We start from the raw sequence: 17,369 nt of genomic DNA, 5'->3' as shown, positions 1-17,369 counted from the left end.
TGCGGTTAAGCGCGCGAAACCTCGCGGGACATCCGCCGGGCCCGCAGCACCGCGTCGGCGACGTGGTGGACCTGCCCGCCGTGCCCGTGCTCCTCGTGGTGCCGCGCCACCCGCGGCCTGGCCTCGGCGACCTGGATCTCCCACTCGGCCGGGTCGAGGATCGCGGCCAGCTCCTCGGCCGAGGCGAAGTACTCGGGGCGGGCGTCGTGCCGGATGCCGAGCGCGAGATCGCTCGGGTCGTGGTTGACCACGAGCAGCGTCCCCCCGGGGGCGACGGCGTCGGCCAGCCCGCGCAGCACCTTCTCCCGGACGTCGGCCGGCGGGTGCAGGAAGGCGCTGGTGACCAGGTCGTAGGCGCCCGGCTCCGGCGCCTCCTCGGCGAGGTCGGTCTGCCGCCACCGCACCCGCTCGCCCAGCCCGCGCTCCTCGGCCGCCTGCGCGCCGCGGTCCAGCGCGACCTGCGAGAGGTCCAGCGCGGTCACCTGCCAGCCGCGCTCGGCCAGCCACAGCGCGTCGCCGCCCTCACCGGCGCCCGCGTCGAGCGCCCGCCCGGGCTCCAGATCGGCGGCCTCGGTGACCAGGAAGTCGTTGGCCCGGCCGCTCCACAGGTGTTGCGCCGTCCGGTAGCGGTCCTCCCACCAGGCCCGGTCGTGCACCTCGTTCGCCTGCCGGGCGGCCTCGACCGCGCGGCGGGTCTCCTCCTCGCCGAGGTCGCCGGTGATGTGCGCGCCCGCCATGAGGCCGGCCGCCGCCGCCACGATCACCTGCGCCATCGGGTCGGTCACGTTGCCGGCCACCCACACGCCCGGGACGGCGGTGGCACCGGTCGGCCCGGCCGGGACGGCGCTGGCGAACGGGACGCCGTCGCGCACCTGCACCTCCGCCTCGAGCCCGAGCGCGGACAGCAGCTCGGCGCGCGCGGTGAACCGCGGCGAGACGACGACGGCCTCGCGGTCCACAACGCTGCCGTCGGCCAGCCGGACGCCGGTCAGCCGGTCGCCGTCGGTCACGAGCCCGGCGACGGGCTGGTCGACGACGGCGATCCCTCGGGCGGCGAGCCGCTCCCGCTCCTCCTCCGTGGGCTCGGGTGCCTCGTGCCGGAACAGGACGACGTCGGCGCTCCACTGCCGCCACAGCAGGGCCTGGTGGACGGCGAACGGGGTGGTGCCGAGGATCCCGATCGGCCGGCCGCGCACCTCGGCGCCGTGGCAGAACGGGCAGTGCAGCACGCCGCTCCCCCTCTGCTCGGCGACGCCGGGGATGTCGGGCAGCTCGTCGACCAGTCCGGTGGTGACCAGCAGCCGCCGGGCCCGGACCTCGCCGTCGGCCAGGACGACGACGAAACCGGAGTGCTCCCGGCGGACCCCGGTGACCCGGCCCTCGACCACCTCGCCGCCGTAGCCGGCCACCTCGCCGCGCCCGATCGCGTAGAGCTCGGCCGGCGGCGTGCCCTCCCGGCCGAGGTAGTTGTGCACGTGCCCGGCCGGCGCGTTGCGCGGCGTCCCGTCGTCCACCACCAGCACCGACCGGCCCGCCCGGGCCAGGGTCAGCGCACCGCTCAGGCCGGCAGCCCCGCCGCCGACCACCACCACGTCGTACTCGTCGCTCCGCATGCCGAGCACGGTGCACCGGGTGAGGCCGGCTTGACAAACTTCGTTGCCGGAACGGCAAACTGGTCGGCATGGAGTTCGACGACGTGCTCACCGGCATCGGACCGCGGCTGCGGGCGCTGCGGCAGCAGCGCGGCGACACGCTCGCCCAGCTCTCGGCGGCCACCGGCATCTCGGTGAGCACGCTGTCGCGGCTGGAGTCCGGCGACCGCAAGCCCACCCTGGAGCTGCTGCTGCCGCTGGCGCGCGAGCACCAGGTGCCGCTCGACGAGCTGGTGGACGCGCCCCCGACCGGGGACCCGCGGGTGCACCTGAAGCCGCGCGCCAGCCACCACGGCACCACCGTCGTCCCGCTGACCCGGCGGCCCGGGGGCATCCAGGCGTTCAAGATGGTCTACCCGCCGCGGACGCCGCCCGGTGAGCCCGAGCTGAAGTCGCACGAGGGCTACGACTGGCTCTACGTGCTGTCCGGCCGGATGCGCGTGCTGCTCGGCGAGCACGACGTCGTCCTCGGGCCGGGCGAGGTGGCCGAGTTCGACACCCGCACCCCGCACTCGATCACCAACCCGTTCGACGAGCCGGCCGAGGTGCTCGGCCTGTTCGGCCCCCAGGGCGAGCGCCTGCACGTCCGCGCCCGCCCCAAGGGCGACGTTTCGCGCGCTTAACCGCGCGCGGTTAAGCGCGCGAAACCACCTAGAGGTCGACGACGAGGGCGTCGTCGACGTCGCGGACGGGGTAGGTGCGGAGGGTCAGCTCGGACGACGTGCAGCCGCCGTCGCGCCAGCGGAACGCGTAGAGGTGCAGCGGGCAGACCAGCACCGACGCGTCGGTCTGCCCGTCGGCCAGCGGGCCGCCGGCGTGCGGGCAGGCGGCCTGCGTCGCGTGCAGCGACCCGTCGCGCAGCCGGAAGACGGCCACCGGCGTCTCCCCGGCGACGAACGCCCGGCCCTCGCCGAGCGGGACGTCCTCGACCCGCCCGACGGTCCAGGCCCGGACGCCGGCGGCGGTGGACTGCTCGAGCACGCTCATCGGACGGGCACCTTCGGCAGGTCGATCAGGGGCAGGGAGGTGCGGAACTGCCCGGGCGTGGCCGGGACGGCGCCGTCGGCGCCCCACGGGTCGGTGTAGGCGTCGACCGAGCGCTGCATCGCCGCGTCGAGCTCGGCCACGATCCCCTCGGCGTCCTCGAGCAGCACCGCCGTCAGCCGGTCGAGCCCCACCCGGGGCACGAAGTCGTACGTGCGCTCCAGCCAGTTCGCGTGCTCGCGGTAGTACTGGATGAACCGGCCGACGAGCTGCAGCACCTCGGCCGGTGAGGAGACGGTCGCCAGCAGGTCGCCCTTGCGCACCGTCGCCCCGGCCGCACCGCCGACGTAGACCTCCCACCGGCCGTTGCCGACCGCGACCACGCCGACGTCCTTGACGTAGGCCTCGGCGCAGTTGCGCGGGCAGCCGACGACGCCGAGCTTGAGCTTTCCCGGCGCCTCGATGCCCTTGAACCGCTCCTCCAGCTCGATGCCCAGCTGGGTGGAGTCGCCGAGCCCGAACCGGCAGAAGTCCGACCCGACGCAGGTTTTCACCGTCCGGAACGACTTCCCGTAGGCGTGGCCCGACGGCATGCCGAGGTCGGCCCACATCGCGGGCAGGTCCTCCTTGCGGACGCCGAGCAGGTCGATCCGCTGGCCACCGGTGATCTTCACCATCGGCACCTCGTACTTCTCGGCGACGTCGGCGATCGTGCGCAGCTGGGCCGGCGTGGTCACCCCGCCCTTGATCTGCGGGACGACGGAGAAGGTGCCGTCGCGCTGGATGTTGGCGTGCACCCGGTCGTTGATGAACCGGCCGTCGCGCTCGTCGACGAACTCCTCGCCCCACATCATCCGCAGCAGGGAGGTCAGCCCCATCTTCGACTTCGCGTCCTCCGCGCCGTCCGGGGCGAGCGCGGCGAAGACGGCGGAGACGGACCTCAACGACCGGGCGCGGATCGCCGCCATCAGGGCCGGCTTCGCCAGCGGCACCCCCGGCACGTACCAGGACGCCGAGACGTCCTCGGTCACGTCGCCGTCCGCGGCCCACTCCACGATCTGCTTGACCAGCGACTTGCACGAGCCGCAGCCCTTGCCCGCGCGGGTGCGGTCCATGACCTCGCCGACGCTGCTGCACCCGTCGGCCACCGCGCCGCAGATCGCGCCCTTAGAGACGCCGTTGCAGTTGCAGACCTGCGAGTCCATCGGCAGCTCGGCGACGCCGACGTCCGCCGCGCCGTCGGAGAGGTCGACCAGCAGCCGGATCCGCTCCTCCGGCAACGGCGAGCCGCGGTCGAAGGCCTGCGTCAGGTAGGCGACCTTGCGGGTGTCGCCGACGATCGTCGCGCCGACCAGCCGGTCGTCCCGGATCACCACCGAGCAGTGCACGCCGCGCCTGGGCTTGGAGATCACGAGCACCTCGTCGTCCGGGCGCTCGGGCGCCTTGACCCCCATGGTCGCGACGTCGACGCCGGCGACCTTGAGCTTCGTCGCCAGCCGGCTGCCGTGGTACTCGGCGGTGGGGTCGGCGCCGGTGAGCACGTCGGCCAGCACCTTCGCGTGCTCCCACGCCGGGGCGACCAGACCGTAGACCGTGCCGCGGTGCTGGGCGCACTCGCCGATGGCGTACACGTCGGGGTCGTCGGTGCGCAGCTGGTCGTCGACGACGATCGCCCGCTCCACCTCCAGTCCGGAGCGGACGGCGACGTCGGTGTGCGGCCGGATGCCGGCGGCGAGCACCAGCACGTCCGCCTCGAGCTCCCGGCCGTCGGAGAGGACGACGCCGCGCACCCGGTCCGACCCGAGCACCTCGCCGGTGAGCGTGGACAGGTGCACGGTGATGCCGAGCGCCTCGACCCCGGCCCGGATGATCGCGCCGGCGTCGGCATCGCACTGAGCGCTCATCAGGTGCGGCGCGGCGTCCACCAGGTCCACCGCCATGCCGTAGGTCTGCAGCGCGCGGGCCGCCTCCAGCCCCAGCAGCCCACCGCCGACGACGACGGCCCGCCGGTGGGTCCGGGCGGCCTCGATCATCGCCCGGGTGTCCTCGATGGTGCGGAAGCCGAAGACGCCGGGCAGCAGGCTGCCGTCCTCGCGGTGCACGCCCTTCACCGGTGGGATGAACGAGTAACTGCCGGTGGCCAGCACGAGGTGGTCGTAGGGGGTGACGGTGCCGTCGTCGGCGTGCACCTGCTTGGCCGCGGTGTCGATCCGCTGCACCCGGACGCCGGCGCGCAGCTCCACGTCGTTGTCGGAGTACCACTCGTGGGAGTTGAGGACGATCTCGTCCTCGGCGGTCTCCCCGGCCAGCACCGGGCTGAGCATGATCCGGTTGTAGTTGCCGTGCGGCTCGTCGCCGAAGACGGTGATCCGGAACGAGTCCCCGCCGCCGCGCTCGAGCACCTCCTCCACGAACCGGGCGCCGGCCATGCCGTTGCCGACGACGACCAGCCGGTCCCGGTCGTCCAGGTCGTCGTCCAGCCGCAGCGAGGTGAGGCCGTGCGCCCGGCCGCCGAGGATCGCCGTCATCAGACCTCCACCAGCCCGAGGTCGACCACGAGCTCGCCGGCGACGCCGTCCGGCGCGGCGGCGTGCAGCTCGACGACGGTGCCGCCGGGCAGGTCCTCGACCACCCGCAGCGGCACGTGCACGTCGCCCTTCGCCCCGATCGGGAACCAGCGCACCGGCTCGCCGTCGCGCAGCAGCAGCACGTAGACCAGCTCGCCGGTCGAGTTGCCGCCACGGAAGTAGAGGGCCTGCGCCGACGCCCCGGCCGGGACGGTGTAGCGCAGGGACGGGTCGACCGGCCCGGGCTTGGCCAGCCCCTCGCCGGTGATCGGGAAGACGCCTTGCAGGAACCGCGGCGTGCTCTTCATGCGGGTGCTCCTCGGTCGGGACGGGGTTCGCGGGCTGCGGGTGGAGAGGGTCCGGACGGCGGCCGGCTGGTCGGCGGGTTCGGTGATGAGCTCGGCGGGCGGCCCGATCCGGGCGACGGCGACCGCGCAGGTCTTGAACGGCGGCATCTTCGACGTCGGGTCCAGCGCACCGGCGTCGGTCAGGGCGTTGGCCGACGAGCCGCCGCCCCAGTGGAAGGGCGCGAAGACGACGTCCGGGCGGATCGCGTCGGTGACGGCCGCGGCGAACCGGGCCGTGCCGCGGCGGGTGGTCAGCTCGACGACGTCGTCCGGGCCGATGCCGTGCCGGCGGGCGAGGTCGGGGTGCAGCTCGGCGCGCGGCAGCGGCGCGACCAGCTGCAGCGACCGCGACCGGCGGGTCTGCGTGCCCGACTGGTACTGCGCCAGCACCCGGCCGGTGGTCAGCACGTACGGGAAGTCGCGGTCGGTCTCCTCGTGCGCCGGGACGTGCTCGACCCGCACGAACCGGGCGCGGCCGTCGGGATGGGCGAAGCGCTCGGTGAACAACCGCGGGGTGCCCGGGTGGTCGTCGGACGGGCACGGCCAGAAGATGCCCTGCTCCTCGTCGATCCGCCGGTAGCTGATGCCGGAGTAGTCGGCCGCTCCCCCGGCGCTGGCCCGGCGCAGCTCCTCGAACACGGTCTCGGCGTCGCCGCTGAACCCGCTCACGCCCAGCCGGTCGGCCAGCTCGGCGAGCAGCTGCAGGTCGTCGCGGACGCCCTCCGGCGGGGCCAGCGCGCGCCGGCGGCGGATCACCCGGCCCTCGAGGTTGGTCATCGTGCCGTCCTCCTCGGCCCACATGGCGCTGGGCAGGACGACGTCGGCGAGCTGCGCGGTCTCGGAGAGGAAGAAGTCGCTGACCACGAGGAAGTCGAGGTCGGCCAGCCGGCTCATCACCCGGCGGGCGTCCGGCGCGCTCACCGCCACGTTCGAGGCGAGCACCAGCAGCGCACGCACACCACCGGGCGTGCCGAGCCCGTCGAGCAGCTCGTAGGCGCTGCGCCCGGGCCGCGGCAGGTCGTCCGGGTCGATCCCCCAGACGGCGGCGACCTGCGCGCGGGCGGCCGGGTCGGCCAGGCTCCGGTAGCCGGGCAGCTGGTCGGCCTTCTGCCCGTGCTCGCGGCCGCCCTGCCCGTTGCCCTGCCCGGTGACGGTGCCCCAGCCGCTGCCGGGGCGCCCGGGCAGGCCGAGCGCGAGGGCGAGGTTGATCCACGCCTGCGCGGTGTCCGTGCCGGAGCGGTGCTGCTCGGCGCCGCGCGCGGTCAGCACGATCGCCTTCTCGGCACGCGCCAGGGCGAACACCGTCCGCCGTTGGTCGGCGACCGGGACGCCGGTCAGCCGCTCGACGCGGTCCGGCCAGTACGCGGCGACGCCGGCGCGGACCTCCTCGACGCCGGTGGTCCGCTCTCCGACGTACTCCTCGTCGACCAGGCCCTCGGCCAGCGCGATGTGCAACAGCCCGTTGGCCAGCGCGAGATCGGTGCCGGGCAGCGGCTGCAGGTGCAGGGCGGCGTTGCGGGCGGTCGCCGTCCGCCGGGGGTCGACGACGATGTGCTGCGCGCCGCGCTCGCGGCCGGCGTCGAACCACTGCATCGCCGGCGGCATGGTGTCGGCCGGGTTGCTCCCGACCAGGACGACGACGTCGGCCTCGGCCAGGTCGGACAGCGGGAACGGCAGGCCGCGGTCCAGCCCGAACGCCCGGTTGGCCGCGCCCGCGGCCGAGGACATGCAGAACCGGCCGTTGTAGTCGATGGCGCTGGTGCGCAGGGCCACCCGGGCGAACTTGCCGAAGGCGTACGCCTGCTCGTTGGTCAGCGAGCCCCCGCCGAAGCAGCCGACGGCGTCGCGCCCGTGGTCGGCCTGGGTACGCCGGATCGCGGCCACGACGAGGTCGAGGGCGTCGTCCCAGGTGGTCTCCACCAGCGGGCTGGTGCGGTCGCCGGGCACCGCTCGGACCAGCGGGCGCAGCAGCCGCTCGGGGTGGTCGAGCAGCTCGGTCGCCGACCAGCCCTTCGAGCACAGCCCGCCGCGGTTGGTCGGGAAGTCCGCCGGCACGAGGGTCGCCGGGCGGTCGCCGGCGGTCAGGTGCATCCCGCACTGCAGGGAGCAGTACGGGCAGTGGGTGGCGGTGGTGCGCACGGACCGAGCCTGGGGCGCGGTCGTTTCCCGGCCGCTGCCCCGGCGTCAAGGTCGCGTTCCGAACCCCTCACCCCGGCGCCGGGCGTCCGGTGAGCGGCGGCGCCAGACCGCCTCGAGCAGCTCCTCCAGCAGGGCCGGGTCGACCTCGGCCACCTCGACCCGGACGCCGGAGAGCTTCTTCCCCCACCAGAGCAGGTCGACGCCCGGGGCACCGGCCGCCGAGCGGGCCAGGTCGTCGTCCACCATGACGTTCAGGACGCCGGTCTCGGGCACGGTGACCAGCACCTTGCCGTCGCCGACCCGGAACGAGCGGCGGCCGTGGTGGTCGGCCTCGTACGCACCGGGCAGCGCGAGCACCGCCACCAGCGCCTCGTCGAACTGCACGGGCGACATCCTGAATCGGACCCGGCCCGTCCGGGTAGGGCGCAGCGCATGACGTCTCCGGACAACAAGCCGCTCGCCCTGGTCACCGGCGCCTCCAGCGGGATCGGGCTGGAGCTGGCCCGCCAGTTCGGCGAGAACGGGTTCGACCTCGTGATCTCCGCCGAGGACCCCGGCCTCTCCACCGCCGCCGCCGAGCTGCGCTCGACCGGCGCGGACGTGCAGCCCGTGCAGGTCGACCTGCGCACGCCCGACGGCGTCCGGCAGCTCTACGCGACGGCCACCGCGGGCGGGCGGGCTCTCGACGCGGTCGCCCTCAACGCCGGCGTCGGGCAGGGCGGGGCGTTCGTCGACACCGACCTGGCCGACGACCAGGAGATCATCGACCTCAACATCACCTCGACCGTGCACCTGGCCAAGCTGGTGCTCCGGGACATGGCCGCCCGCGACGAGGGCCGGGTGCTGATCACCTCGTCGATCGCCTCGACCATGCCGGGGTCGTTCCAGCCGGTCTACAACGCCTCGAAGTCGTTCCTGCAGTCGTTCGCGCAAGCCGTGCAGGAGGAGCTCAAGGACACCGGCGTCACCATCACCTCGCTGATGCCCGGCCCGACGGACACCAACTTCTTCCACCGCGCCGAGATGGACGACACCGCGGTCGGCCAGGGCACGAAGGACGACCCGGCGCAGGTCGCCGCCCAGGGCTTCGCCGCGCTCATGGACGGCAAGAACAAGATCGTCGCCGGGTCGCTGAAGACCAAGGCGCAGGGTGCGCTCAACGACGTCCTGCCCGACAGGGTCAAGGCGATGGCGCACCGCCAGATGGCCGAGCCGAAGGACTAGACCCCGGCGCCCAGGACGACGAAGCTCGCCGCGGCGGCCGCACCGACGTCCTCCCCCACCTGCGCGCGAGTGCGCACCAAGGCGTCGGCCGCGCCGGAGCCGGCGGCCAGCATCCGGTGGAAGGTGCCCATGATCTCGGCGGTCTCCACGTCGGGCACCGGCAGCATCGGCGCGACCAGCTGCGCGGTGCCGCCGCCGAGGAACACCGCGCCGAGGCCGAGCAGCTCGTCGCCGGCGCAGACCACCGAGCGGGCCGTGTCGCAGGCGGCGAGGACGACGGTGTGCGGCGCGCGGTCGAGCCGTTCCACGTCGTAGGCCAGCAGCGGGCCGTCGGCGAGCAGGACGTCGCTGAACAGCGGGTTGTCCGCGACCAGCCGGCCGTGCGCGGCCAGGTGGACCAGCGCCGCACCCTCCATCTCCTTGAGCACCCGCGCGACCGTGGCCTCGGGCGGCAGCATCGGCTCGACGCCGTGCACGTCCCCGACGCCGCGCACCTCCGAGACCGCGCCCTCCAGGCTCGGCCCGGCGGCCACGACGACGCGGCCCCCGGTCTCCACGGGGCGGCTGCGCGCGGCGTGCCAGAGCGACGCCGACGGAGCGACGGCGACCGGCCGCGCCGCGCACGAGGGCAGCACCGCCCAGGGCAGGCACTGCAGCGCCCCGGTCGGGACGACGACCAGCGGCCGGTCCCCCAGCTCCGGCAGCGTCCCCAGCAGGCGCTCGTCGAGGCGGGCAGCGGCGGCGCGGAGCAGGTCCTCCGCCGCGGCCCGCCCCGCGGCGTCGACGTTGCGGCGCACGAGGCGGCGCAGCGCGTGCAGCACCCGGTCCAGCAGTCCCTCGACGTCGGCGGTCGCGGCGAGGCGGTGCACGCGGCTGCGGGCGCCGACGACGGTCACCGCGCAGAGGACGCCGTCCAGGACGAACAGCTCCACGAGCGCCGCGCCGTCCAACCGCTCCGCGAGCGCCCCCACCGGCACCGGCGCCGGCAGCCGGCCGGTGCCCGCGCCGCCGATCCGCCGCGTGGCGTCGCGGACCCGGCGCTCCAGCAGCGGCTGCCGCGCCATCAGCTCGTCGAGGGCCGGTCCGCGTTCGCCGCCGGCCTGCAGCTCGTTGATCTGCAGCACGGTGGCCCGCAGCTCGGCCAGCGCCTGGGCGACCTCCGGGTCCTCCGGCGGGCGGACCGGGCGCTGCACGAGCAGGTCGGTGGCCTTGCCGCGCTCCACCCACTCGAGCACCTGCCGCGGGCTGCCGCCGTCCAGGGCAAGGCGCAGCCCCAGCTCCACCAGCTCGCTGCGGTGCGCGGCGGCGTGCGCCCGGACGTCGGTGGCCCCGAGGACGGCGCGGTGCTCGTCGAGGATGCGCAGGCCGGTCCGCAGCGCGGTGCACGCGGCCTGCCGTCGTCCGGCCTCCGCCCGCAGCCGCGCCTCGGCGTACCAGCCGCGCGCCCGCAGGGTCGCGGGACCGGTGCGCCGGGTCGCCGCGGCCGCGCCCAGGTGGCGGTCGGCGTCGTCCGGACGGCCCCGGTCGCGCAGCAGCGCGGCGGCCAGCAGCCGCGCCTCCATCGCCGCGGCCGGCCAGCGGACGGCGGCCAGCGTCGCCGCGGCCTCCTCGGCCGCCCGCGCCCCGGCCGGCGGGACCGCGCCGGCGGCGTGCTGGGCCTGCAGGACGCCGAGCCGGGCCAGCGCCGTGAACTCCGGACGGCGCTGCCGGGAGAACTCGGCGACCGCCCGCCGGGCGTGCCGCAGCGCGCCGTCAGCGTCCCCCTCCAGCAGCGCGGACTGCGCGAGCACCAGCCGCACCTGCGGCAGCTTGATGCTGCGCCGCTCGCGCTCGTACTCGGCGACCGACGCCTCCGCCGTCTCACGGGCCTCCGAGACCAGCCGGACCGACAGCAGCAGCTCGCTGCGGTCCTTGAGCAGCTCGCCGAGCTGGGCCCCGTGCGCGCGGATGCGCTCCTCGGCGCGGGCGGAGTGATCCAACGCGGCCGGCACGTCACCGCGCAGGCCGAGGACGAAGGCGAGGTTGGCCTGGGCGAAGCCGACCGACAGCGGCAGGTCCAGCCGGTCGGCGAGCTCCTCGGCGCGGCGCAGGTCCTCCTCGGCGCCGAGGAACTCGTGGCGGTAGGCGCGCGCCAGCCCGCGGTTCCACACGACGCGGTAGCTCCACAGCAGGTCGCCGGCCTCCTGCAGGACCGGCAGCGCCGCCTCGTACTCCTCGAGCGCCTCGGCGTGGCGGCCCATGTCGAGCAGGATCGAGCCGCGCTGGGTCTGCGCGCGGGCGTGGGCGACGCCGTCCAGCTGCCGCAACGCCCGGCCGATCTCGTCGAGGGCCTGCCCGGCCCGGCCGCGCTCCACCAGTGCGTAGGCCAGCGACATCCGCGCCTCGCCGGCGACCTCCGGCGCGCCCGCCTCGAGCGCGACGTCCACCGCCCGGCGCAGGTGCACCAGCGCCTTGTCGAGGTGCCCCCCGTGCCGCAGCGCGAGACCCCACGCCCGCTCCGCCACCGCCCGCGCCACTCCGTCGGCGGACCGCTCGGCGCGGCGGACCGCGCTGCGCGCCCGCGTGACGGCCTCGACCGGGTCGGCCTCGGCCAGGCGCAACGCCTCCTGCGCCAGCTCGAGCGTCGTCCCGTCCACGACGTCCCAGCCTGCCGGACGCGAAGCCCTTGTCAACGACATTGGGCCCTGCCAAGAAAAGCGGTGGGAAACGAATCTGAGCGCTGCGAGCGCCCTCTGCATATCGAGACGCACGATTCCGCGACACGGGAGAGACCATGGGCAAAGACGCGTACGACGAGCACATCGTGGTGGCCGACGAGCACCTCCGGATGGTGCTCGACCTGCTGGGCAACGGGGCGACACCGGAGAGCACCGACCCCCGGCTCGGCCTCACCCTGGTCCAGCTGGCCGACGTGCACGACCTCGCCGCACGCCTGGAGCAGGCCCGCAAGGAAGAGGTCCCCGACCGCGAACCCGAGCACGTGCACGGCCCGCTCGACAGCGTGCTGGGCAACCTGCGTGCCATCACCCAGTACCGCTACGCCGGGTGGTCGCCGACGCTGGGCAAGAACCGCATCCTCACCGGCGTCCAGTTCAAGCCGTACACCAACGCCGGGGGGTTCACCCGGCCCACGAGGCCGGAGGAGGGCGAGATCCCCCGCGCGTACACGGCCCAGCCCCGCAGCGGGCGCCGGGTGCGCGTCGGGATCCTGGACACCCGGCTCGACCCGCACACCCGGCTCGGGGGCCGGTACTACACCGACCCCGACGCGCTGACCCACGTGCAGCCCGACCAGGAGCGGCAGTGGTGGGAGGGGCACGCGACGTTCATCGCCGGCATCGTGCTGAGCCTCGCGCCCACCGCCGACCTCGACGTCCGCACCGCCCTGGCCCCCGGGACGACTCCCGACGCGGGCTGGACCATGCCCCTGTGGACCCTGGCGCAACGGCTCGCCGACTACCGCGACTCCGGCGTCCAGGTGCTCAACCTGTCCCTCGGCTGCTCCACCGCCGACGGGCAGGCCCCGATGGTGCTCGAGCGGGCGATCGCCCAGCTCACCCCGACCATGGCCGTCGTCGCCGCCGCGGGCAACCACGGCACGAACGAGCTCGAGGACAAGGACCGCGAGGACCAGGGCATGCCCCGCCGCGCCGCGCCGCTGTTCCCGGCCGCCCTCGACGGCGTGCTCGCCGTGGGCGCGGTCGACGCGCAGGGCGTGCCCGCGTCCTTCAACCCGATCGACGGCAAGGACGAGACGAAGCCGGCACCGTGGATCGACGTCTTCGCCCCGGGCGTGGAGGTCGTCAGCACGTACCTCGACGAGACCGGCGACCAGCGCGTGCAGGTGCCGATCGAGAAGACGAAGCCGGTGGAGTACGAGACCGTGTCCTTCGGCGGCTACGCCAACTGGTCGGGTACCTCCTTCGCCTCCGCGCACGTCACCGGTCTGGTGGCTGCGCAGATCGCCGGGGGTAAGACCCCTCCGGAGGCGGTGCAGGCGGTCCGGCAAGATCTGCCCCGACCGTGACGGCGGGGGTCCACGGCCCGTCCGCCGAGCCGTTCGACGGTGAAGGAGGGGCCATGCCTGAGGACGTGCCGATCGGTGACCTCTTCCTGAGCGCGCGCTTCGGCGAGCAGCTGGCCTGGGACGAGCTGGTGGAGCGGCTGGCGCCGCTGCTGTGGTCGGTGTGCCGGCGCTTCCGCCTCTCCGACGCCGACGCCGACGACGTCTCGCAGAGCGTCTGGCTCAAGCTGCTCGAGCGGCTCGGGCAGATCAACGAGCCGGCGGCGCTGCCCGGCTGGCTGGCCCGGACGACGGAGCGCGAGTGCCTGCGGGTGCTCGACGTCGGCAAGCGGCGCCGGGAGCGCGAGACGGCGATCGACGGCGACGTCCCCAGCGAGCCCGGCGACGCCACGGCCGAGCACCTGGTCGAGACGGCGGAGCGCAACGCGGCCATCCGCGCGGGATTCGCCTCGCTGACGCCGCGCTGCCAGGAGCTGCTCCGGCTGCTGCTGCACGACCCGCCGCTGTCCTACGTCGAGATCGGCGAGCGGCTCGACACCCCGGTGGGCGGGCTCGGGCCCACGCGGGCCCGCTGTCTGGACAAGCTGCGGCGCAGCACGCCGGTGGCCGACTTCATGGAGCTGGACTTCGACCGGGGACGGCGGTGAGCGACATGTCCGAACGGTGGGAGCCGGACGACGACGAGCTGCTGTCGGCGCTCGGCGAGGCGCTGCAGGAGGAGGACGCCGTCCCACCGCGGGTGACCGCGATGGGCAAGGGGCTGTTCTCGCTGTACTCGCTGGAGGCCGAGCTGGCCGCCCTCGAGCAGGGCGACAAGCTGCTGGCCGGCGTCCGCTCGACCTCGACCGGCGCCCGGGAGCTGGACTTCACGCTCGGCACCCTGACCCTGCACGTGGAGCTGTCCAGCCGGCAGCTGTCCGGTCAGGTGGTGCCGCCGCAGCCGGGCGAGATCGACGTGCAGACCCAGGGCGACCGGCCGCGGCGGGTCGAGGTCGACGAGGTCGGCTGGTTCACGGTGACGCCGCCGCCGCGCGGCGAGTTCCGGCTGCTGTTCCTCGGCGCCGACGGCCTGCGAGCGGTCACCGACTGGATCTCCGGGTGACCGATCGGCGTCCCACCGTCCGCCGGATCGAGGACCCTCCCCCGCCGCCGCTGCCCCGGGTCCGGCTCGCCGAGCAGCGCGACATCCCGCGGATCGCCGCGACGCTGACCCTGGCGCTGGGCGACTCGCGCTGGGTGCGCTGGGCGCTGCCCGACGACGGCCGGATGCAGCGGCTGACCCGTCTGCACGAGCTGTCCGCCGGGCACCGCGCCGTCGCGACCGGCACCGCCTGGGTCACCGACGACGTCACCGCCGTCGCCGCCTGGGAGCCGCCGCCGGGCGCACCGGGCACGCGACCGCTGCCGGGCGACGTCCGTGCCGCGCTGGACCGGGAGCTGCCGTTCCTGTCCGCCGACCGGGCCTCGGCCGTGCGGCGCACCGCCGAGCTGGTCGCGGCGCAGCGCCCGGCCGGGCCGCACTGGTGGCTGGCGCACCTGGGCACCCGCCCGACCGCCCGACGCCGGGGCGCGGCGACCGCGCTGCTGGAGGCCGGGCTGGCTGAGGTCGACGCGAGCGGTCTGCCGGCCGCCACCGCGGTGTTCGCCTGGGCGCAGGCGGCCTTCCTGCGCCCGTTCGGCTTCGAGGTGGCGGCCTCGATCAGGACGGCGGACGACGAGCTCCCGCTGTGGGTGCTCGTGCGCGTCAGTCCCAGCGGCGCCGGGAGCGCTTGAGTTCGCCGCGCTGCTTCTTGGCCTGGATCCGCCGTTCCTGACTGCCGCGGGTGGGCTTCGTGCGGCGGCGCGCCGGCGGGGGCGGGGCCAGGGCGGTGCGGAGCACCGCGGCCAGCCGGTCACGGGCGGCCTGCCGGTTGCGCAGCTGCTGGCGGTGCTCGCTGGCGGCGATGGTCAGCACGCCGTCCACCAGCCGGTTGCCCAGCCGCTCGGTCAGCCGCTGCCGCTGGGCGTCGGACAGGCCGAGCGCGTCGATCGAGACCGAGAGCTCCACCCGCGAGTCGGCGGTGTTGACCCCCTGGCCGCCGGGCCCGGACGAGCGGGAGAACCGCCAGTCCAGGGCTCCGGCCGGGACGACGACGGTGTCGGTGACCGGCAGATCGCCGGTGGCGTCGTCCGAGGCGGGCACCGCGACAGTCTGGCTCAGCGGCGCTCGCGCGGGTGGGGCAGGTCGACGACCTGCCCCGCGGGGGTCACCAGCCGGTTCTCGTCGGCCGCCGGCCGGCCCAGCACCCGGTCGTGCAGCCAGTCGACGGTCAGCCCGCGCCACGACGGCCCGAGGGCGGCGGCCGGGGTCTCGGTCATGGAGTGCCGGCCGCCGGCATAGCTGGTCAGCGACGAGGGCGCCGGGCAGCGCCGGGCCATCTCCCCCACCCAGGACGACGGCGACAGCTCGTCGGCCGCGCCGCCGACCACCTGCCACGGCACGCTCATGCCGTCGAGCAGGGGGCGCAGGTCGTAGCGGGCGACCATGCGGTCGAACGCCTCTTCGTCGTCCCAGAGGCCGGCCATCCACATGTGCCGCGCCTTGAACGTGGGCGCCGCCGACTCGAAGATCGTCCGCGCGCCCGGCTCGAACACCGGCAGCGCGACCGCGCAGCCCTTGAAGACCGGCTGGGTGGCGGCGATCTGCGTCATCCAGAACGAGCCGAAGCTGGTGCCGGTGCAGACCAGCCGGTCGTCGTCCACCTCCGGTCGTGCCCGCAGCCATGCCACGAGCGCGTCGCCGGCCTCGACGAACGCGGTGTCGGACACGTGCACGCCGTTGACGGCCGCCTCTCCCTGACCGGGGCCGTCGACCGCCAGGACGGCGAATCCCCGTTCGAGCCACGGATCGCCGACCCGGGAGACGAGGACCTCCCGCGGCGCGTCCATGCCGCCGATCGCCAGGACGGTCGGGAACGGGCCGGCCCCGCCGGGCGGCAGATGGAACCAGGCGGGCAACGTGCGGTCGCCGAACGGGACGTCGACCCGTTCCACCCGGTGCCGAGCGGTCGCGGCCCACGCCTGGTAGGCGGCGTTCTTCTTCCCGTCGAGCTCGTGCGCGAGGTGGTCGTCCTCCCACACGGGCCAGCACGCCATCGCCCACAACTGCGCGGCGGCGTACCAGTGGGCCCCCGCGCTCAGCGGGTGACCGCCGTCCTCGGCCTCCCGTGCCCGGCGCTCCCGGCGCTCGGCGACCGACCGGACGACGGGGACGTGGTCGGCGACCTTCTTCACCCCGCCTCGGATCACCGCCATGTCCGCGCCGGACAGGTCGTCGGCGACCGGAGCCAGGTGGTAGATCAGCCGAGGCTGGTCGAACTCGATCGTCTGCGTGCGGATGGTCTCGTCGACCAGCCAGCGCTGCTCGCGCCAGCGACGCGGACCGCTCACGCCAGGCACGTGAGCGGCCGGCCGCCGTTGTAGGTGACCATGTCGCGCAGCACCTGCACGAAGTCCAGGGGGCCGCCCGGCGGCGTGCCGTCGAGCTCGGCCATCGCCCGGTGCAGGTTGCCGACGATCCGCTCGCGGTCGGTCCACTCGGCGAACCGGCCGAGGTCGGTCTCGCGGGCGGCGTCCAGCGGCGAGAGCCCCGCGTCGCGGGCCCGGCCGGCGACGTCGAGCACGAATCGCAGGTACTCGAGGACGTCGTCGATCACCTCCGGGCCGCAGACCGGGCCGTGGCCCGGGACGATCGTGCGCGCTCCCAGCGGGCGGACGACGTCCTCCAGCACCTGCACCGAGCCGGCGACCGAGCCGCCCATGAGGAACGGCGTGCCGCCGTTGAACAGCAGGTCACCGGCGTAGAGCACCGACTGGTCCGGGATCCAGACGACGACGTCGCCGTTCGTGTGCGCCGGTCCGCCGACGTGGCGGACCTCGCAGCGCCGATCACCGGCCCACAGGGTGAGCTCGTCGCGGAAGGTGAGGAACGGCGGCGCGAACGGCGCGTTCCCGGAGTCGAAGTCCGCCCAGATGCCCGGCGGGTGCACCTGCCCCAGCGCGATCATCTCGGTCCGGGCCAGCTCGTGGGCCACGATCGTCGCCTCGGGCAGGAGGCCGTTGCCGGTCGTGTGGTCGGGGTGCGAGTGGGTGTTGAGCAGCGTGCGCACCGGCGCGCTGGTCACCCGGGCCAGGCTCTCCAGGTAGGTGCGGGTGCGCAGCTCGGTCGAGCACGTGTCGATGCTGGTGACGCCGTCCGGGCCGACGACGAACCCGGTGTTGTTCACCATCCAGCTGCCGTCGGGCTGCACGTAGGCGAACAGCCCGTCGCCGACCTCCTCGATCGACGGCGTCCCGCCGCGCAGGACCGTGCCGGGGGCAGCTGTGCTCATCGTTCTCCTCTGCGGACGTCGTCGTTCCGGAGGCTATGGGGGCCTCCCGGGCGGTGGGAAGC

Annotated in this window: 15 protein-coding genes; 6 read left to right on the top strand and 9 right to left on the bottom strand. The window is 75.0% G+C overall.

The annotated features are described in order from the left end of the window. Nucleotides 1–5: 5 nt before the first annotated feature. Nucleotides 6–1,613, bottom strand: coding sequence for an FAD-dependent oxidoreductase (locus GGQ55_RS28000; protein ID WP_179720215.1), 1,608 nt, complete (start codon nucleotides 1,611–1,613; stop codon nucleotides 6–8). A 68-nt stretch (nucleotides 1,614–1,681) separates the two neighbouring features. Between GGQ55_RS28000 and GGQ55_RS21385 the strand changes: the two genes are divergently transcribed. Next, a complete protein-coding gene (locus GGQ55_RS21385; protein WP_179720213.1) occupies nucleotides 1,682–2,275 on the top strand; it encodes a helix-turn-helix domain-containing protein in 594 nt (197 codons plus the stop codon). Nucleotides 2,276–2,303: 28 nt separating this feature from the next. On the opposite strand, the gene GGQ55_RS21380 is transcribed toward GGQ55_RS21385, so the two are convergent. Genes GGQ55_RS21380 through GGQ55_RS21365 form a run of 4 tightly spaced genes read right to left on the bottom strand, consistent with a single transcriptional unit; the run spans nucleotide 2,304 to nucleotide 8,073 of the window. Continuing rightward, nucleotides 2,304–2,639, bottom strand: a complete 336-nt coding sequence (locus GGQ55_RS21380) for a Rieske (2Fe-2S) protein (protein ID WP_179720211.1) — start codon at nucleotides 2,637–2,639, stop codon at nucleotides 2,304–2,306. Further along, the gene (gene nirB, locus GGQ55_RS21375) at nucleotides 2,636–5,164 is read right to left on the bottom strand and encodes a nitrite reductase large subunit NirB (protein WP_179720209.1); all 2,529 of its coding nucleotides are present in this window, start codon (nucleotides 5,162–5,164) and stop codon (nucleotides 2,636–2,638) included. The genes GGQ55_RS21380 and nirB overlap by 4 nt, the downstream gene beginning before the upstream one ends. Then, nucleotides 5,164–7,689 carry a molybdopterin oxidoreductase family protein gene (locus GGQ55_RS28600; RefSeq protein WP_179720207.1) on the bottom strand — a complete coding sequence of 842 codons (2,526 nt, stop codon included), beginning with the start codon at nucleotides 7,687–7,689 and terminating at the stop codon, nucleotides 5,164–5,166. The genes nirB and GGQ55_RS28600 overlap by 1 nt, the downstream gene beginning before the upstream one ends. Nucleotides 7,690–7,734: 45 nt before the next feature. After that, on the bottom strand, nucleotides 7,735–8,073 hold the full coding sequence (locus GGQ55_RS21365; protein ID WP_218859370.1) for an MmcQ/YjbR family DNA-binding protein: 339 nt from the start codon (nucleotides 8,071–8,073) through the stop codon (nucleotides 7,735–7,737). A 48-nt stretch (nucleotides 8,074–8,121) separates the two neighbouring features. Here GGQ55_RS21365 and GGQ55_RS21360 point away from each other — a divergent pair, with 48 nt between their 5' ends. Continuing rightward, the gene (locus GGQ55_RS21360) at nucleotides 8,122–8,913 is read left to right on the top strand and encodes an SDR family NAD(P)-dependent oxidoreductase (RefSeq protein ID WP_179720203.1); all 792 of its coding nucleotides are present in this window, start codon (nucleotides 8,122–8,124) and stop codon (nucleotides 8,911–8,913) included. Here GGQ55_RS21360 and GGQ55_RS28595 read toward each other — a convergent pair. After that, on the bottom strand, nucleotides 8,910–11,549 hold the full coding sequence (locus tag GGQ55_RS28595; protein ID WP_179720202.1) for a CHAT domain-containing protein: 2,640 nt from the start codon (nucleotides 11,547–11,549) through the stop codon (nucleotides 8,910–8,912). The genes GGQ55_RS21360 and GGQ55_RS28595 overlap by 4 nt on opposite strands. A gap of 137 nt (nucleotides 11,550–11,686) precedes the next feature. Here GGQ55_RS28595 and GGQ55_RS21350 point away from each other — a divergent pair, with 137 nt between their 5' ends. Genes GGQ55_RS21350 through GGQ55_RS21335 form a run of 4 tightly spaced genes read left to right on the top strand, consistent with a single transcriptional unit; the run spans nucleotide 11,687 to nucleotide 14,710 of the window. Continuing rightward, nucleotides 11,687–12,940, top strand: coding sequence for a S8 family peptidase (locus GGQ55_RS21350; RefSeq protein ID WP_179720201.1), 1,254 nt, complete (start codon nucleotides 11,687–11,689; stop codon nucleotides 12,938–12,940). Between the two features lie 53 nt (nucleotides 12,941–12,993). Next, the gene (locus GGQ55_RS21345) at nucleotides 12,994–13,584 is read left to right on the top strand and encodes an RNA polymerase sigma factor (protein WP_179720200.1); all 591 of its coding nucleotides are present in this window, start codon (nucleotides 12,994–12,996) and stop codon (nucleotides 13,582–13,584) included. A gap of 5 nt (nucleotides 13,585–13,589) precedes the next feature. Continuing rightward, complete coding sequence (locus GGQ55_RS21340) at nucleotides 13,590–14,039, top strand: hypothetical protein (protein ID WP_179720199.1); 450 nt, start codon at nucleotides 13,590–13,592, stop codon at nucleotides 14,037–14,039. Further along, nucleotides 14,036–14,710, top strand: a complete 675-nt coding sequence (locus tag GGQ55_RS21335) for a GNAT family N-acetyltransferase (RefSeq protein WP_366489918.1) — start codon at nucleotides 14,036–14,038, stop codon at nucleotides 14,708–14,710. The genes GGQ55_RS21340 and GGQ55_RS21335 overlap by 4 nt, the downstream gene beginning before the upstream one ends. Here the strand turns inward: GGQ55_RS21335 and arfB are convergent. From arfB to GGQ55_RS21320, 3 genes are read right to left on the bottom strand one after another with little or no spacing between them, the layout of a single operon-like run. Then, nucleotides 14,682–15,119 (bottom strand): alternative ribosome rescue aminoacyl-tRNA hydrolase ArfB, encoded by a 438-nt coding sequence (gene arfB, locus GGQ55_RS21330; RefSeq protein WP_179720198.1) that lies wholly within the window; start codon nucleotides 15,117–15,119, stop codon nucleotides 14,682–14,684. The two genes, GGQ55_RS21335 and arfB, sit on opposite strands and share 29 nt — an antisense overlap. A gap of 14 nt (nucleotides 15,120–15,133) precedes the next feature. Then, a complete protein-coding gene (locus tag GGQ55_RS21325; protein ID WP_179720197.1) occupies nucleotides 15,134–16,366 on the bottom strand; it encodes an alpha/beta hydrolase family protein in 1,233 nt (410 codons plus the stop codon). Next, nucleotides 16,363–17,307, bottom strand: coding sequence for an MBL fold metallo-hydrolase (locus GGQ55_RS21320; RefSeq protein WP_179720195.1), 945 nt, complete (start codon nucleotides 17,305–17,307; stop codon nucleotides 16,363–16,365). Before GGQ55_RS21320 ends, GGQ55_RS21325 begins: the two co-directional genes overlap by 4 nt. Between the last annotated feature and the right edge of the window lie 62 nt (nucleotides 17,308–17,369).

This window comes from Petropleomorpha daqingensis (assembly GCF_013408985.1).
Classification (GTDB): Bacteria; Actinomycetota; Actinomycetes; order Mycobacteriales; family Geodermatophilaceae; genus Petropleomorpha; species Petropleomorpha daqingensis.
Note: the sequence above shows the minus strand (reverse complement) of the source record. Positions and strands in the feature narration are given on the sequence as shown.

Excerpts from the sequence above, each read along its gene's own strand:
- GGQ55_RS28000 (WP_179720215.1), bottom strand. The coding sequence starts at position 1,613 with ATGCGGAGCGACGAGTACGACGTGGTGGTGGTCGGCGGCGGGGCTGCC.
- GGQ55_RS21385 (WP_179720213.1), top strand. The coding sequence starts at position 1,682 with ATGGAGTTCGACGACGTGCTCACCGGCATCGGACCGCGGCTGCGGGCG.
- GGQ55_RS21380 (WP_179720211.1), bottom strand. The coding sequence starts at position 2,639 with ATGAGCGTGCTCGAGCAGTCCACCGCCGCCGGCGTCCGGGCCTGGACC.
- nirB (WP_179720209.1), bottom strand. The coding sequence starts at position 5,164 with ATGACGGCGATCCTCGGCGGCCGGGCGCACGGCCTCACCTCGCTGCGG.
- GGQ55_RS21360 (WP_179720203.1), top strand. The coding sequence starts at position 8,122 with ATGACGTCTCCGGACAACAAGCCGCTCGCCCTGGTCACCGGCGCCTCC.
- GGQ55_RS21350 (WP_179720201.1), top strand. The coding sequence starts at position 11,687 with ATGGGCAAAGACGCGTACGACGAGCACATCGTGGTGGCCGACGAGCAC.
- GGQ55_RS21345 (WP_179720200.1), top strand. The coding sequence starts at position 12,994 with ATGCCTGAGGACGTGCCGATCGGTGACCTCTTCCTGAGCGCGCGCTTC.
- GGQ55_RS21340 (WP_179720199.1), top strand. The coding sequence starts at position 13,590 with ATGTCCGAACGGTGGGAGCCGGACGACGACGAGCTGCTGTCGGCGCTC.
- GGQ55_RS21320 (WP_179720195.1), bottom strand. The coding sequence starts at position 17,307 with ATGAGCACAGCTGCCCCCGGCACGGTCCTGCGCGGCGGGACGCCGTCG.